Genomic DNA, 15,252 nt, shown 5'->3' with positions numbered 1-15,252 from the left:
TATGAGCCTGTCCGGCCAAGATGAGAGAAGCGTGAGGGCGCCCTGAGAAGCCCGGCAGAACCGCGTATGCCCGGTATAAGGGCGGGGCTCAGGCGGACGCGGGCGGCTCTCCGCAGCCGCACGAGCGGCGGACCACCAGCGCCGAGGGGAACTGCTTCAGCCGCTCCCGCCGCGACCCCGACACCCGCAACGAGTCGTCGAGCACCAGGTCCACCGCCGCCCGTGCCATCGCCGGGCGGTCCGAGGAGACCGTGGTGAGCGGCGGATCGGTCAGCCCGGCTTCCTTGACGTCGTCGAATCCGGCGACGGCCAGCTCGCCCGGCACGTCGATGCGCAGCTCGCGCGCGGCCCGCAGCACGCCGATCGCCTGGTCGTCCGTGGCGCAGAAGATGGCCGGCGGCCTGTCCGGCCCGGAGAGCAGCTTCAGGGCCACCTGATAGGCGTCGTAGCGGTTGTACGGGGCCTGGAAGAGCCGGCCCTCCGTCGAGCGGCCGGATTCGTGCATCGCGCGCCGCCACCCTTCGACGTGGTCGGCGACCGGGTCGCCGACGGCCGGGGTCTCCTCCGTGCCGCCGAGGCAGGCCACGTACGCGTTGCCGTGTTCCAGGAGGTGGCGGGTGGCGAGCTGGGCGCCGCCGATGTCGTCCGTGACGACCGCGACGTCGTCGATGGCCTCGGGCCGCTCGTGCAGCAGCACGACCCGGGCGTCCCACGCCTCTATCTCCGCGGCGGCGCGCTCGCTGGGGCCCTGGCTGACCAGGATGAGACCGGAGACCCGCATGCCGAGGAAGGCCCGCAGGTAGTGGACCTCGCGCTCGTCGCGGTAGTCGGAGTTGCCGACGAGGACCATTTTCCCGCGCTCGGCGGCGGCCTGTTCGACCGCGTGTGCCATCTCCGCGAAGAACGGCTGCCGGGCGTCCGGCACGATCATCCCTATGAGATCGGTCCGCCGCGAGGCCATGGCCTGGGCGACCCGGTCGGGCCGGTAACCCAGCTCCTTGATCGCGGCGAGCACGCGTTCGCGCGTGGCCGGGGCGACCGGCCGGGGTCCGTTGTTGATGACGTAACTGACCACCGCGGTCGACGTCCCCGCCAGTCTCGCCACATCGTCCCGCGTCACCTTGGCCACGCGCGGCAGTCTACGCGGATGGAACTACCTCTTGGCAGGCCGGACCGGGGCTTCTTCCGTGACCTCGGCAACGTGCGACTGCTCCGAACGGGCGACGTCCCGTTTGGCCGCCTTGGCCTCCTCGGCCGCCCGCTCGACCTTCTCGGGGGCGACGAAGCGGTAGCCCACGTTCCGCACGGTCCCGATCAGCGACTCGTGCTCCGGGCCGAGCTTCGCGCGCAGCCGCCGTACGTGCACGTCGACCGTGCGCGTACCGCCGAAGTAGTCGTAGCCCCAGACCTCCTGGAGCAGCTGGGCGCGGGTGAAGACCCGGCCCGGGTGCTGCGCCAGGTATTTCAGCAGTTCGAATTCCTTGAAGGTCAGGTCGAGGACCCGGCCCTTGAGTTTCGCGCTGTACGTCGCCTCGTCCACGGAGAGGTCACCGTTGCGGATCTCCATGGGGGAGTCGTCGGCGGTGATCTGCTGCCGGCCGGTCGCCAGCCGCAGCCGCGCCTCGACCTCGGCGGGGCCCGCGGTGTCCAGCAGGACGTCGTCGATGCCCCAGTCGGCGGTGACGGCCGCGAGGCCGCCCTCCGTGACGACGAGGATCAGCGGACAGCCGGGACCGGTGGACCGCAGAAGCTGGCAGAGGGAGCGGACCTGGGGCAGGTCGCGGCGCCCGTCCACGAGAATGACGTCGGCACCCGGGGTGTCCACGAGTGCGGGGCCCTCGGCGGGTGCGACGCGCACGCTGTGCAGCAGGAGGCCGAGGGCGGGAAGCACCTCCGTCGACGGCTGGAGGGCATTGGTCAGGAGCAGCAGAGAACTCATCGCCGTCCACCTGCCCGGTTCGTCGGTCGTTGATGGTGCACAGTCGGCTCGCCCATGACGTTCGGTCCTCCTCGTTCCCTGCGAGAGGGGCACTCCCGGGCGGGGCCCGGGGGAGTATGCGGCTCTGCTTCGTACGGCATTGCTGAGCTTGTCGAAACGTCGCCGTAACAACGTCCGGAAAGCACAAAAGGATCCGGGGGCTGCTCTGCCCGGATCCTCTTCACAGGAGAATAACCCACATGAGTTCTGTGTCAGAGGGGAGAATTCCGGATTTCGCTGTTCGCTCGGTCACGCGAGTGCCCCTGAGGGCCGCGTTGCGGGCGGATGACGGGACCTGGATCGAGGCGGTGTACGACCCGTGTACGGGGGATGACGGCGGGGGAACGGCGATCGTCGTCGCGCACGGATTCACCGGTTCGGTGGACCGCCCGGCGGTGCGCAGGGCGGTGCGGACGTTCTCCCGGCACGCGGCGGTGGTGACCTTCTCCTTCCGGGGTCACGGCAGGTCCGGAGGGTTTTCCACGGTCGGCGACCGCGAGGTGCTGGACCTGGCGGCGGCGGTCGCCTGGGCGCGCTCGCTGGGACACCGGCGAGTGGTGACCGTCGGCTTCTCGATGGGCGGCTCGGTGGTGCTGCGGCACGGGGCGCTGTACGCGTCGCCGGGGGCGGACGGCGAAGCCCGGGACGTTGCGGAGCACGGGGAGCGCGCGGGAGCGCGTACGGGGGCGCACGCGGACGCGGTCGTGGCCGTGAGCGCCCCCGCGCGCTGGTACTACCGGGGTACGGCTCCGATGCGCCGCCTGCACTGGATGGTGACCCGGCCCGCCGGACGGCTCGTCGGGCGCTACGGCTTCCGCACGCGCATCCACCGCGAGGCGTGGGACCCGGTCCCGCTCTCCCCGGTCGGCGCGGCCGCCCTCATCACCCCGACGCCCCTGCTGATCGTGCACGGCGACCGGGACCCGTACTTCCCGCTCGACCACCCCCGCATGCTCGCCGCCGCCGCGGGCGACGGGGCGGAGCTGTGGCTGGAGCCCGGCATGGGGCACGCGGAGAACGCGGCCGACGAGACCTTGCTCACCCGCATCGCCGACTGGGTGGCGCAACGGTGAACCATGATGGGGGGCCGGTGTCCCCCGAACCGGCACCGGAGGAACGGAACGAAAGGAGCGCCGCCATGCCTGCGGGAACGATCCGTTACTGGGCAGCCGCCAAGGCCGCGGCCGGGACCGCGGAGGAGCCGTACGCCGCCGCGACCCTCAAGGAGGCGCTCGACGCGGTGCGCGAGCGGCACCCCGGCGAGCTGAGCCGCGTACTGCGAAGGTGCTCGTTCCTCATCGACGGCGACCCCGTCGGGACCCGGAGCCATGAGACCGTACGCCTTGCCGAGGGCGGCACGGTCGAGGTGCTCCCGCCGTTCGCAGGAGGGTGAACCCCAGCACATGAGCAACGATCAGCAGCATCCGTACCACCCGGGCGCCCAGGGCCCGGGCCAGCAGCCGCAGTACGGGTACGGGCAGGACCCGCAGCAGGCGTACGGCTACCCGCAGGCGGAGGCGTATCCCCAGGCGGAGGCGTATCCGCAGCAGGACGCGTACCCCCAGGCGTATCCGCAGCAGGCGTACGGCGAGCCGGCGTACGGCGAACCCGCGTACGGCGAACCGGCCTACGGCGGCCAGGTGTATCCGGACGCCCCGGCCGGGCAGCCGGACCAGGGCGCCACACAGACCTGGCAGGGCCAGACCTGGGACACGCAGTACCAGCCGGCCACCGGCTCCCGTCCGCTGCCGCCCGAGGTGCACGCCGAGCCCGCGCCGCCCGCCCCCGCCACTTCCGGCGCCGACGGGTACGGCGCGCCCACCACCCTCGGCAACGCCCGGATCACCGACGCGCAGCGCGCCCGGGCCGAGGGGCGTTCCCCGATCATCGCGCCGGGAATCCAGCCGGCCGCGATCACCGCGGCGCTCGGACTGCTGCTGGCGCTCGGCGCGGCCGTCGGCCCGTACGTCCTGGCCGTCCCGCTGGTGCTGCTCCAGGCGGTGACGGCGGCGGGCTGGTTCCGGCTCAACGGCATGTGGCCGGCCCGGCAGGGCATCGCGCTCGCGTTCGCCGGCGGCCTGGTCGCCGATGTGGCGCTCCTCGCGGCGGGCCGGGAGAACGGTCCGGCCGCGATCATCGGCACGCTGGGCGTCTGGGTGCTGCTCACCGTGGTCCTCCAGCTGCGCAGCCGGGCCGGCGCCGACGAGCGGATGCAGGGCCTCATGGCCACCGTCGCGTCGGCCGCCCTCGCGGTGCTGGCGGCCGGCCACCTCGCGGCCGTCCCGGACGCCGTGACGGCGGGTGCGGTCGCGGTCGCCGCCGCCGTGCTCGTACGGGCGCTGCCGCTGCCCGCGCCGGTCTCCGTGGTGGCCGCGCTGGCCGTCGCGGCGGGGGCCGGAGCGGTGGCGGGGGCGGCCACGGACCTGGGTGCGAAGGGTGCGCTGCTCGGCCTCGCCGCCGGGGTCTGCGCGCTGATCGGACTGCGGGTCGCGAGCTATGACTACCCGTCACGCTTCGTCCACATGACGGCGGGTGTGGCCCTGCCGCTGACCGCGGCCGCGCCGGCCGTCTACGTGCTGGGGCGCGTCCTGACGTAGTCCCGCACGTCTCGAATCCGTACCGCTCCATCCGCATGGCGAAGCCCTCCACGGGGAACCGTTGGGGGGCTTCCGCACGTCGATCACGCCGTACGGGGACGGCAGGGTGGGGGAAGGACAGGCATGCGTGCACTGCGAATATGGGGCATCGCCCTGGTGATCCTGGCGGCGTTGTTCGTGGCCGTGGACCGGGTGGCGGTCTACGTCGCCGAGTCGCAGGCCGAGGACCGGGTGCAGGTACCGGGCGCGCGGATCGGCTCCACCGACATCTCCGTCAAGGGCTTCCCGTTCCTCACCCAGCTCGCCGGCTCGGAGCTGGACCGGGTCGACGTGAAGATCACCGGCATCGAGACCCGCGCCGGGGGACGCACACTGCGGATCTCCACCATGAAGGCCGAACTGCACGACGTGCGCCTGACCGACGGCTTGTCCGGCGCCACCGCCGCCCGTGCCACCGGGTCGGCCGTCATCTCGTACGAGGACCTGACCGAGGCCGCCAGCAAGGGCGTCAAGGTCGAGTACGGCGGCAAGAACAAGGTGAAGGTGTCCGGGACGGTCGCCGTCCCCTTCCTGGGGCGCCCGGTCTCGCGCAGCGTCCTGTCCACCGTCACCCTGCTCGACGGCCGCACCGTCCGCGTCCACGCGGACAAGGTGCCGGGTGAGGGCATCCCCGGCCTGGAGAAGCTGATCCGCGAGAAGACCGACTTCGAGCGCGAGGTCGGAGGGCTGCCGAACGGCCTGAAGCTGGAGAAGATCCAGCCGACCGCCGAGGGTCTGGAGATATCGGTGACCGGCACCGATGTGCGCCTGGCCGGATGACCGGCCCCGTCGGCGGGCAGGGGTGAGTGGCCAGCCACATAGTGAGACGGGCGGGTCCGGTCCGCAGATGGCCGACCACCCGGACGCCTCGCCCGAGGGCGCCGGGGATGCGGGTGAGCGGCGGGTGTCCCGCAATGCGGACGATCCTGTCTCAGGATGCGACACGGCGGTGACATGTCCGCCCGTACGTCCCTACGATCGGACCCATGCAGTGCTCTATTGGCGGCCTCCCTCAGGGTGGCCAGGCGGATCTCACGAAGCGGCGGGCAGTGGACCTGTGCCGCGTCGCCGCCATGCTCTGTCGCACTGTCTGAGCGGGACGCCCGGTTTCCCGCATTCCCAGGCCCTTCGACCGCACGTCGGGGCCATCGCGCATGCCGCCCGTGGATACGGCCCCGGCCCGCGCCCCGCACATCCGCATCACGCACCACCCGTGCACCATCTCGCCGCAGACTGCCCCGGAGGAGAAACACAATGAGCCGCAGTGACGTCCTGGTCGACGCCGACTGGGTCGAGGCCCACATCGACGACCCGCAGGTCGCCATCGTCGAGGTCGACGAGGACACCTCCGCGTACGAGAAGAACCACATCAAGAACGCGATCCGGATCGACTGGACCAAGGACCTCCAGGACCCGGTCCGCCGCGACTTCATCGACCAGGCCGGTTTCGAGGCGCTGCTGTCCGCGAAGGGCATCGCCAACGACACCACGGTCGTCCTCTACGGCGGCAACAACAACTGGTTCGCCTCCTACGCGTTCTGGTACTTCAAGCTCTACGGCCACCAGGACGTCCGCCTGCTCGACGGCGGCCGCAAGAAGTGGGAGCTCGACTCCCGCGACCTGGTGGACGGCGACCAGGTCCCGTCCCGCCCGGCCACGCAGTACAAGGCCAAGCCGCAGGACGAGTCCATCCGCGCCTACCGCGACGACGTCGTGAAGGCCATCGGCACCCAGAACCTGGTCGACGTGCGGTCGCCCGACGAGTTCAGCGGCAAGCTGCTCGCCCCGGCGCACCTCCCGCAGGAGCAGTCGCAGCGCCCCGGCCACGTGCCGAGCGCCCGCAACATCCCGTGGTCGAAGAACGCCAACGACGACGGCACCTTCAAGTCGGACGACGAGCTGCGCGCCCTCTACGAGGCCGAGCAGGTCGACCTGTCGAAGGACACCATCGCGTACTGCCGTATCGGCGAGCGCTCCGCGCTCACCTGGTTCGTGCTGCACCAGCTGCTCGGCCAGGAGAACGTCAAGAACTACGACGGTTCGTGGACCGAGTACGGCTCCCTCGTCGGCGTGCCGATCGAGCTCGGCGCCAACAAGTAACCCGTACGACCCGGACCAGCACGTTCCCCCGACCAGAAGGACTGAACCATGTGTGGAGCAAAGGCCGGCGGCCCCGACGCTTCGACCATCAAGCCCGGTGAGACCACCATCCAGGGCAGCGTGACCCGCGACGGCGAGCCCGTCACCGGCTACGTCCGCCTGCTGGACTCGACCGGCGAGTTCACCGCCGAGGTCCCGACCTCGGCGACCGGCCAGTTCCGCTTCTACGCGGCCGAGGGCACCTGGACCGTCCGCGCCCTCGTCCCCGGCGGCACCGCCGACCGCACGGTCGTCGCGCAGACCGGTGGCCTGGCCGAGGTGGCCATCGCCGTCTAGGACGACCGTCGGCGCGGCCGACGACCGGCCGAAGGGCCGTACCCCAGGGGGTTTGGACGCTTGCCTGGCGCGGGTACGGCCCTTCGTGCTGCCCGCTTGAAGTGCGGGTTTCCTCCGGACCGGCCGAGTGGGCCGATCGGGCCTACGCTGGACTCATGTACCGCCGACGCCGGCGCGCCTACTTCGTACTGATGGGCGCATGCCTCGTCCTCTTCGTCTCGGCCTGGGCCTTCGTGAGGCTCTGGTCGATGCCCGCCGCCATCGCGATGTGTGTGGTCGCGATGGTGATCCCGCCCGTGGCGGCGATGGTCGGCAACCGCAAGGGGCCGGAGGACCGCTGGTGGGACGAGCCCGGCGGGCGGCAGGAGCCGCAGCCGCCGCCCGGTGACGCCAGGACCGGCAAGGGCGGTGGCGCCACCGGTGATCCGGAGTCGGACGCGTGGTGGGACGAGCTGGACGGCCGGAAGCGGCGCGGCTGAGAGGGCTTCTCAGTAGACGAGGGCCTGTACGCCGTCGGCCATGATCTCGCTGACGAAGACCTGCGCCCCGGCGATCCGCACGCCCTCCAGGACGTCCTCCTCGGTGATGTCGCGGCGGGCCGCGCACTGCGTGCACAACGTGATCCGGCCGCCCGCCTGGATCGACTCGATCAGATCCGGCAGCGGTGCGGCGTGCGGCAGTTCGAACTCGGCGGCGCGGCCCGGGAGGGCGAACCACGCCGATTCCCCGGTCAGCCAGAGCGAGACCTCCACCCCGCTGGCGACGGCCACGGCCGCCACCGTGAACGCCTGCGAGCACCGCTCGGCGGAGTCGGCACCTGCGGTCACCTTGATCACGAGCTTCTTCGGCATATACGGAACTGTAATCGTCGGCCGCACAACCCCACCGCGTACCTGTGGGTCAGTTGTGTGCGCGGATAACGGAATCCGTGCTTCAAGGTCTCGTGGGGGGACCCATTTTGCATCCGAATGACGGTATTTCCGACGGGCAGCCCGAGCCGCCCGTCGATGCGGCCGGGACGGCCGGGGCGGGGGAACATCCGGAGGACGCGGCGGAGCCCGCCGTCGTCGGGAAGCGGCGCCCGCGAGGGCGTACGGCCCTGATCATCGCCGCCGCGGCCGTGCTCGGCATCGCGGGCGGCGTCGCGACCGGCTACGGGGTCCAGGCCGGCCGCGCCCCGACACCGCTGTCCGCGCTCTCGCAGCCCGGTCTGGCGTATCCGGCGAAGGCGCTGCCCGCCGACGAGGCACCCGACCCGCTCCCGGCCTCGCAGGACCGCCGCGTCCGCACCGACGGCGACCTGCGCAAGCTGATCGTGCCCCGGCCGAAGGGCTGGCAGGAGGACAAGGGCCTGACCGCCCTCACCCAGAACGGGTGGATGGGGGTGGACGACTACGCCCTGAACTTCAACAACGAGGACTACATGTACGGCGACCTCCTCGACCAGGGCATCCGCCGGGTCGCGGGCGCGTCCTGGAAGAAGGGCGAGTACCGCGCCGCCGACGTGTACCTGGTGCAGTTCGGCTCGGGCGCGGCTGCCGCCGCGCACGCGGAGGACCAGCGCTCGTACATGCCCGCGAAGAGTGCCGCGGGCAACGACGGCACCGCGATCAAGGGCAGCGCCGAGGGCCGCTACTACCTCTTCGCGGCCGAGCGCAAGGCCGGTTACCTGCCGTTCTACCAGGCCAGGGCGATCTTCAGCCGGGGTGACGTCATGGTCGACATCCACATCTACGACAGCGCGCCGATCAGCAAGAAGGACATCCGGACGCTGGCCGAGCGACAGCTGGAGCGCCTGTGAACGACCACAGCGTCCCCCAGACGCCCCAGACGCCTGAGACACCCGAGACGTTCGCCGCTCCGGAGCCCGCTCCCGTACGGAAGGGCAGGGCGCGCCGGGTGGTCCTCGCGGTCCTCCCCGTCGTGCTGGTGCTCGCCGGGGTCGGCGGCGCCGCCGCGTACACGAAGGTCACCGTCGACGGCGCGGACCGCACGGTCCCGACCCGGCTGTGGCAGAAGCCGGCCCACGAACCGGCCAAGGACCCCGCCGGGGACCTGGCGCGGGGCAGGGCCTCCACCGAGCTGAGCAAGCTGCTGCTGCCCGTCCCGGCCGGCTACCGGCTCGGCCCGGACTCCGGCACGTACGGCAACGACGCCGAACTCAGCGGCGCCGCGGCCACCGCGGAGATGAAGGACGGCGGGCGCGGCCTGTCGGGCCGGCAGCGGCGGGAGTTCGAGAAGCGGATCGACAAGCTCCGCATCCAGGGCCTGGCGATCCGCACCTACGCCTCGCACGACAACGACCTGGTCATCGACACCCAGCTGGTCCGGATGAAGGACAAGAAGGCCGTCCGTGACCTCTACACCTTCCGGCACGAACTCTTCGACAGCATCGGCGTCCTGCGCGACGGCCCGAAGATCGCCGGCCACAGGAGGAACGCCTCCTGCTTCCTCGACCCGAAGGACGACGACCGGCGGGTCGAGGGCATGTTCTGCATGGCGTACGAGGGCGAGGTGATGGTCACGTTCTCCGCGTCGGGCATCGACCCGTTCCGCAAGTCGGCCGTCGCCGAGCTGGTGAAGGACCAGCTGAACCACATCACGTCCCCGGGGGAATACGTATGACCGAGCAGACGGCCGCGCCCGCGACCGGGCCGGAGCCCCAGGCGGCCCCGCCGGCCCCCGCTCTCCCGCCCATGCCGCCGCTGCCGCCGGGCCCCGTGCCGCAGGGCCCCCGGCCCCCGCGCCGGGTGCTGCGGGCCGTGGCGCGGTGGACCGCCGCCGTGCTGGTCTTCGGCGCGGCCGGGGCGGGAACGGCGTACGGCATCACGTCGATGGAGCGCACCGACGTACCCGGACTCGCCACCGAGGACGACGGGCGCTGGGACTATCCCCGGCTCACCCTGCCCGCGCTCCCGGCCGACACGCCGCGCCCCTACAACGACGGCAACCCGTCCGAGATCCACCACGCCGACCTGCGCGAGCTGCTGCTGCCCGCCCCGGCCGGGGCCACGGTGGACAAGAAGCTCAAGGGCGGCTGGGTCAGCGACGAGCAGTTCGAGTCGGAGTTCACCGAGGGCGGGCGCGCCGGGATCGGCGAGACCCTGCGCGAGGGCACCCTGCGGCACATCGCGGCCCGCGGCTGGACCATGCCGGACGGCACGTCGAACCGGATCTACCTGCTCCAGTTCAGCTCGGCGGACGACGCCGACGCGTACCGCGACGACCGCTTCATCGGGGCGTCCGCCGGGGACGACATGCGCGGCGCGCACGAGATGGAGCTCGACGAGAGCTGGAAGGGCGGCGGGAAGGTGGAGGCCACGGCCTCGTACGTCTTCAGCGAGCCGAAGCCCTACGGCGCCGCGCAGGTGCGGACGGGCTACGTCATCGCGGGGGACACCCTCGCCGTGGTCGTCCAGTCCCGCAAGGGCGCTGCCGGGACGCCGCGCGTGCCGTTCCACCAGACGCTGATCCTGCAGAACCAGCTGCTGGGCTGACCGGCCCCGGAACGGCGGGACCGGGCCCCACCTATTAGGCTGAGGCCCGGTCCTGTACTGCCCTGTACTGCCGCCAACCGCTCGTCCGAGGAGCCCCCCGTGCTTGAGGCATTCTTCTCCGCCCTGCTGGTCCTGGTCTGCGTCGGCGTTCTCGCCTTCGCCGCCGTGACCGTGAAGAAGCTGTACCAGGGTCAGCGCTGACCACCTCCCCGTTCCCGGCGTTCCCGCCTCCCGCCTCACAGATCGACTGAGCCGCTCATGATCGAGATCCCGTCCGACCTCCACCCGGACCTCGTCCCGCTGGCCTTCCTCCTGGGCAACTGGGTGGGCGCGGGCGTCTCCGACTTCCCGGGTGCGGAGAAGTGCAACTTCGGACAGGAGGTCACCTTCCGCCACGACGGCCGTGACTTCCTGGAGTACACCTCGCACTCCTGGGTCCTCGACGCCGACGGCAACAAGGCCCGCCCGCTGGAGACCGAGACCGGCTACTGGCGCATCGACAAGGACCGCAAGGTCGAGGTCGTCATGGCCCGCGACCAGGGCGTCATCGAGATCTGGTACGGCGAGCTGGCCGACAAGAAGCCGCAGATCGACCTCGTCACCGACGCGGTGGCCCGCACCGCGGCCTCCGGCCCGTACAGCGGTGGCAAGCGGCTCTACGGCTATGTGAACAGCGACCTGATGTGGGTCGGCGAGAAGGCGACGCCCGAGGTCGAGCTGCGGCCGTACATGTCGGCGCACCTGAAGAAGACCGTCACGCCCGAGGAGGTCGAAGCGATGGCCAAGAGCCTCGGTGACCTGCCGGACGACGGGATCGCCTTCTTCAAGTAGCCGCTGTTTCCGGTGAGTAGCCGTCCGGCCGGACCTACACTGGGGGCTGTGGTGAGCACCGACTGGAAGACCGATCTCCGGAAGCGCGGTTACCGGCTGACCCCGCAGCGCCAGCTGGTCCTGGAGGCCGTCGACACGCTCGAACACGCGACGCCCGACGACATCCTCTCCGAGGTGCGCCGGACCGCCTCGGGCGTGAACATCTCGACGGTCTACCGGACGCTGGAGCTCCTGGAGGAGCTGGAGCTGGTCAGCCACGCCCATCTGGGGCACGGCGCCCCGACGTACCACCTGGCCGACCGCCACCACCACATCCACCTGGTGTGCCGGGACTGCGCGGACGTGATCGAGGCGGACGTGAGCGTCGTCGCGGAGTTCACCGAGAAGCTGCGCGGCGCCTTCGGGTTCGAGACGGACATGAAGCACTTCGCGATCTTCGGCCGCTGCGCCGACTGCACGGCGAAGGCGTCGGAAGGCGGCCCGGACGCCACCGGCCCGGCACCGGCGCCCGGGGCCTGAGGCACCGGGCGGCCCGAGCCCCGGCACCGGGCCCTCGGGGCCGGAAAACCAGTCGTACGCTGGTCGCATGAAGAGCCCCCTGCTGTCCCTGCCCGGCGCCGTCCCCGCCGAGGGCCGCGACGAAGGCGTCGCCGCGCACTACGGCGACCTGTTCCGCGAGCAGCGCGCCCTCGCCGACGGTTCGGGCCTGGTCGACCTCTCGCACCGCGGCGTCGTCGCCGTCACCGGCAGCGACCGGCTGGCCTGGCTGCACCTCCTGATCACGCAGCACGTCACCGAACTCGCCCCCGGCCAGGCCACCGAAGCGCTCATCCTCAGCGCGAACGGCCACATCGAACACGCTCTGTATCTCGTGGACGACGGCGAGACGGTGTGGATGCACGTCGAACCGGGTACGCAGGGCGACCTCGTCGCGTACCTGGAGTCGATGAAGTTCTTCTACCGGGTGGAGGTCGCCGACCGCACCGAGGACTTCGCGGTGGTGCACCTCCCGGCCGGCTCGATCGCCGAGGTCCCGGACGGGGCCGTCGTACGCGAGACTCCGCACGGCCGCGACCTGTTCCTGCCGCGCGCCGGTCTTGAGGCGTACGCGGCGGAGCACGGCCCGCTCGCCGGGGTGCTGGCGTACGAGGCGCTGCGCGTGGAGGCGCACCGGCCGCGGCTCGGCTTCGAGACCGACCACCGCACCATCCCGCACGAGCTGGGCCTGATCGGCGTCGCCGTCCACCTCCAGAAGGGCTGCTACCGGGGTCAGGAGACCGTCGCCCGGGTGCACAACCTGGGCAAGCCGCCCCGCCGCCTGGTCTTCCTGCACCTGGACGGCAGCGAGGTCCACCTGCCGGGCCCCGGCACCCCGGTCCGGCTCGCGTCGGACGGGCCGGAGGGGCGCCAGCTGGGCTTCGTCACCACCTCCGCGCGCCACCACGAGCTGGGCCCGATCGCCCTCGCCCTGGTGAAGCGGAACGTGGCGGTCGACGCGCCGCTGCTGGCCGGGGACACGGCGGCGGCGCAGGAGACGGTGGTCGAGCCGTAGGGCCTGTCCGCCTCGGGTACGGGCCTCAGACCTCGACGATGACGGTGAACGGGCCGTGGTTGGTGAGCGAGACGCGCATGTCCGCCCCGAACCGGCCCGTCTCCACCGTCGCCCCGAGCGCCCGCAGTTGCGCCACGACCTCGTCCACCAGGGGCTCGGCGACCTCGCCGGGCGCGGCGGCGTTCCAGGTGGGGCGGCGGCCCTTCCGGGCGTCCCCGTAGAGAGTGAACTGCGAAATCACCAGAAGCGGCGCATTCACGTCGGAGCAGGACTTCTCGCCCTCCAGGATGCGGACCGACCAGAGCTTCCGGGCGAGCTGTGCCGCTTTCGCCGGGGTGTCCTCATGGGTCACCCCCACCAGGACACACAGGCCCTCGCCGGTTATCTCACCGACGACGCGGGAACCGCCGTCGCCGTCCGCGGCGTCCGCCACCGTGACGCTCGCACCATCCACCCTCTGTACCACTGCACGCATACAGACCAACCTATCTTGGGCCGAACGGGTACAGAGCAACCTCAGAAGGCCCCTCGGGGTGGCACGATGCTCGGGAGGCGGTGCGCCGACGCACCGGGTCGAGGGGATGGACACAAGCATGAGCACCCATGGAACCGGGCAGTCCCCGGGCGCAGTGCCGGTCGCGCGCCCCGGTGTCAGCGGCAGCACGGGCGGCGGTACGAGCATCAGCACCATGCGCCCGCCCGTACAGCGGACCGGGCAGGGCGACGACGCCGGCGAAGGGGCGGCCCGGCCCGATCTGACCGCCCTGCGCCTGCCGGAGCTGCGCGCCCTGCGCCGCGACGCCCAGCGCGACGAGGCCGACCTCAGCTACGTGCGGCGGCTGGTACAGGGGCGGATCGACATCCTCCGGGCCGAGCTGGCCCGGCGCCGGGACCCGGAGTCGCCGGTGGTGGACCGGCTGCCGGAGATCCTCGCCGACGCCCCGTCCCCGCACCGCTCGTCCGCCCGGCACGTCACGCTGTCCACGCCGCGCAGCGACGAGTACCGCAAGCTGGCGGCCGAGACGCTGGCCGAGGTGGAGCTGTCGGACCTCGACGCCCGGACGGACGAAGAGCTGCACACCGCCATGGGGCGCCTGGTCCGCTACGAACAGCAGGTTTCCCGGCGCCGGCACCGGCTCCAGCGGACGGCGGACGGTTGCGGGGCGGAGATCGCCCGCAGGTACCGTGACGGGGAAGCACAAGTAGACGACCTGCTCGCCTGAGGCGATCCTTCCGGGGGCGGGTCCCTCTCGTCCCCGGAAGGCCACCCATGACCTCCAGCGCAGCGCGCACCCCCGCCATATCCGACCCGGCCCCCGGCCTGCCCGTGCTGGCGGAGGTCGTGCGGTCCGGTTTCACCGAGAGCCACCACCGCGGCTCGCTGGTCGTGCTCGCCGCCGACGGCGGCGTGGAGCTGGCCCTGGGCGATCCGGCGGCGCCGGTCTTCCCGCGCTCCTCGAACAAGCCGATGCAGGCGGCGGCGGTGCTGCGGGCCGGGCTCGACCTCTCGGGGGAGCGGCTGGCGCTGGCCGCCGCGAGCCATTCCGGTGAGGGCTTCCACCTCGATCTCGTACGCAAGATGCTCGCCGAGCACGGGCTGTCGCCCGAGGACCTGCAGACCCCGCCGGACCTGCCGCTGGACGCGGTGGAGGCCGAGACGTATCTCGCCGCCGGCCACGTCCGCGAGCGCGCCACGATGAACTGCTCCGGCAAGCACGCGGCGATGCTCGCCGTCTGCGCGCACAACGGCTGGGACATGGACGGCTATCTGGACCCGGCGCACCCCCTCCAGCAGCTGGTGCACCAGGTCGTGGAGGAGGCCGCGGGCGAGGAGGTCGCCGCTGTCGGCACGGACGGCTGCGGGGCGCCGCTGATGGCGGTCTCGCTGGTGGGCCTGGCGCGGGCGTTCCGCGGCTTCGTGCTCGCGGAGCCGGGTACGGCGGAGCGCCGGGTGGCGGACGCGATGCGGGCGCACCCGGAGTACGTGGCGGGGACCCGGCGCCCCGACACCTGGCTGATGCGCGAGGTGCCCGGCACCCTGTCGAAGATGGGCGCGGAGGCCGTGCAGGCGGTGGCCCTGGCGGACGGCCGGGCGCTGGCCTTCAAGATCGACGACGGCTCGACCCGGGCGCTGGGCCCCGTCCTGGCCCGCGCGCTGGAGCTGCTGGGAATCGACGCCCCGGTGGTCGGGCGGATCGGCCGGGCACCGCTGCTGGGCGGCGGGGCCGAGGTGGGGGAGATCCGGGCGGTCTTCTGAGCCCTGGCCGGTCCCCGTGCCCGGGCGGCAAAACCATGCGACATCCCGCACCGCGCTGCCTAGCG

At 72.1% G+C, this 15,252-nt stretch carries 20 protein-coding genes; 16 read left to right on the top strand and 4 right to left on the bottom strand.

Going from position 1 to position 15,252, the window contains the following annotated elements; all coding sequences use genetic code 11:
- Window positions 1-88: 88 nt before the first annotated feature.
- Together AB0L33_RS09595 and AB0L33_RS09590 are read right to left on the bottom strand one after the other, a co-directional pair.
- Window positions 89-1,129 (bottom strand): LacI family DNA-binding transcriptional regulator, encoded by a 1,041-nt coding sequence (locus AB0L33_RS09595; RefSeq protein WP_365679313.1) that lies wholly within the window; start codon window positions 1,127-1,129, stop codon window positions 89-91.
- A gap of 24 nt (window positions 1,130-1,153) precedes the next feature.
- Window positions 1,154-1,939, bottom strand: coding sequence for a response regulator transcription factor (locus tag AB0L33_RS09590; protein ID WP_365679311.1), 786 nt, complete (start codon window positions 1,937-1,939; stop codon window positions 1,154-1,156).
- 314 nt (window positions 1,940-2,253) lie between these two features.
- Here AB0L33_RS09590 and AB0L33_RS09585 point away from each other — a divergent pair, with 314 nt between their 5' ends.
- The 8 genes from AB0L33_RS09585 to AB0L33_RS09550 all read left to right on the top strand — a co-directional run bounded on the left by AB0L33_RS09585 (window position 2,254) and on the right by AB0L33_RS09550 (window position 7,529).
- Entirely contained in the window at window positions 2,254-3,051 is a 798-nt protein-coding gene (locus tag AB0L33_RS09585) for an alpha/beta fold hydrolase (protein ID WP_365679446.1), read from the top strand.
- 65 nt (window positions 3,052-3,116) lie between these two features.
- Window positions 3,117-3,371 carry a MoaD/ThiS family protein gene (locus tag AB0L33_RS09580; RefSeq protein WP_143621062.1) on the top strand — a complete coding sequence of 85 codons (255 nt, stop codon included), beginning with the start codon at window positions 3,117-3,119 and terminating at the stop codon, window positions 3,369-3,371.
- Between the two features lie 10 nt (window positions 3,372-3,381).
- Window positions 3,382-4,575 (top strand): hypothetical protein, encoded by a 1,194-nt coding sequence (locus AB0L33_RS09575; RefSeq protein WP_365679309.1) that lies wholly within the window; start codon window positions 3,382-3,384, stop codon window positions 4,573-4,575.
- A 123-nt stretch (window positions 4,576-4,698) separates the two neighbouring features.
- Window positions 4,699-5,394 carry a DUF2993 domain-containing protein gene (locus AB0L33_RS09570; RefSeq protein WP_365679307.1) on the top strand — a complete coding sequence of 232 codons (696 nt, stop codon included), beginning with the start codon at window positions 4,699-4,701 and terminating at the stop codon, window positions 5,392-5,394.
- A 206-nt stretch (window positions 5,395-5,600) separates the two neighbouring features.
- Window positions 5,601-5,708, top strand: a complete 108-nt coding sequence (locus tag AB0L33_RS09565; protein ID WP_365679305.1) for a putative leader peptide — start codon at window positions 5,601-5,603, stop codon at window positions 5,706-5,708.
- A 160-nt stretch (window positions 5,709-5,868) separates the two neighbouring features.
- Window positions 5,869-6,714 carry a sulfurtransferase gene (locus AB0L33_RS09560; protein ID WP_365679303.1) on the top strand — a complete coding sequence of 282 codons (846 nt, stop codon included), beginning with the start codon at window positions 5,869-5,871 and terminating at the stop codon, window positions 6,712-6,714.
- Window positions 6,715-6,762: 48 nt separating this feature from the next.
- Window positions 6,763-7,050 (top strand): DUF1416 domain-containing protein, encoded by a 288-nt coding sequence (locus AB0L33_RS09555; RefSeq protein ID WP_018101653.1) that lies wholly within the window; start codon window positions 6,763-6,765, stop codon window positions 7,048-7,050.
- A gap of 155 nt (window positions 7,051-7,205) precedes the next feature.
- Window positions 7,206-7,529, top strand: coding sequence for a DUF3099 domain-containing protein (locus AB0L33_RS09550; RefSeq protein WP_365679301.1), 324 nt, complete (start codon window positions 7,206-7,208; stop codon window positions 7,527-7,529).
- 9 nt (window positions 7,530-7,538) lie between these two features.
- On the opposite strand, the gene AB0L33_RS09545 is transcribed toward AB0L33_RS09550, so the two are convergent.
- Window positions 7,539-7,901, bottom strand: a complete 363-nt coding sequence (locus AB0L33_RS09545) for a DsrE family protein (RefSeq protein WP_018101651.1) — start codon at window positions 7,899-7,901, stop codon at window positions 7,539-7,541.
- Window positions 7,902-8,008: 107 nt separating this feature from the next.
- Here AB0L33_RS09545 and AB0L33_RS09540 point away from each other — a divergent pair, with 107 nt between their 5' ends.
- From AB0L33_RS09540 to AB0L33_RS09515, 6 genes are all read left to right on the top strand, one after another.
- Window positions 8,009-8,851, top strand: coding sequence for a hypothetical protein (locus AB0L33_RS09540; protein ID WP_365679298.1), 843 nt, complete (start codon window positions 8,009-8,011; stop codon window positions 8,849-8,851).
- On the top strand, window positions 8,848-9,675 hold the full coding sequence (locus AB0L33_RS09535; protein ID WP_365679296.1) for a hypothetical protein: 828 nt from the start codon (window positions 8,848-8,850) through the stop codon (window positions 9,673-9,675). Before AB0L33_RS09540 ends, AB0L33_RS09535 begins: the two co-directional genes overlap by 4 nt.
- Entirely contained in the window at window positions 9,672-10,547 is an 876-nt protein-coding gene (locus AB0L33_RS09530) for a hypothetical protein (protein WP_365679294.1), read from the top strand. The genes AB0L33_RS09535 and AB0L33_RS09530 overlap by 4 nt, the downstream gene beginning before the upstream one ends.
- Before the next feature lie 258 nt (window positions 10,548-10,805).
- The gene (locus AB0L33_RS09525) at window positions 10,806-11,378 is read left to right on the top strand and encodes an FABP family protein (RefSeq protein ID WP_361029918.1); all 573 of its coding nucleotides are present in this window, start codon (window positions 10,806-10,808) and stop codon (window positions 11,376-11,378) included.
- 48 nt (window positions 11,379-11,426) lie between these two features.
- Window positions 11,427-11,897 carry a Fur family transcriptional regulator gene (locus AB0L33_RS09520; protein WP_365679292.1) on the top strand — a complete coding sequence of 157 codons (471 nt, stop codon included), beginning with the start codon at window positions 11,427-11,429 and terminating at the stop codon, window positions 11,895-11,897.
- A gap of 67 nt (window positions 11,898-11,964) precedes the next feature.
- Entirely contained in the window at window positions 11,965-12,930 is a 966-nt protein-coding gene (locus AB0L33_RS09515) for a folate-binding protein (RefSeq protein ID WP_365679290.1), read from the top strand.
- A 25-nt stretch (window positions 12,931-12,955) separates the two neighbouring features.
- Here the strand turns inward: AB0L33_RS09515 and dtd are convergent, their stop codons facing one another.
- Entirely contained in the window at window positions 12,956-13,405 is a 450-nt protein-coding gene (gene dtd / locus AB0L33_RS09510) for a D-aminoacyl-tRNA deacylase (RefSeq protein ID WP_365679288.1), read from the bottom strand.
- Between the two features lie 118 nt (window positions 13,406-13,523).
- Between dtd and AB0L33_RS09505 the strand changes: the two genes are divergently transcribed.
- A complete protein-coding gene (locus tag AB0L33_RS09505) occupies window positions 13,524-14,153 on the top strand; it encodes an ABC transporter substrate-binding protein (RefSeq protein ID WP_365679286.1) in 630 nt (209 codons plus the stop codon).
- A 47-nt stretch (window positions 14,154-14,200) separates the two neighbouring features.
- Window positions 14,201-15,187, top strand: coding sequence for an asparaginase (locus tag AB0L33_RS09500; RefSeq protein WP_365679284.1), 987 nt, complete (start codon window positions 14,201-14,203; stop codon window positions 15,185-15,187).
- Window positions 15,188-15,252: the final 65 nt, after the last annotated feature.

The organism is Streptomyces sp. NPDC052299, from assembly GCF_040679335.1.
GTDB lineage: Bacteria > Actinomycetota > Actinomycetes > Streptomycetales > Streptomycetaceae > Streptomyces.
The sequence above is the reverse complement of the archived record's forward strand: the minus strand, read 5'-3'. Positions and strand labels throughout refer to the sequence as shown.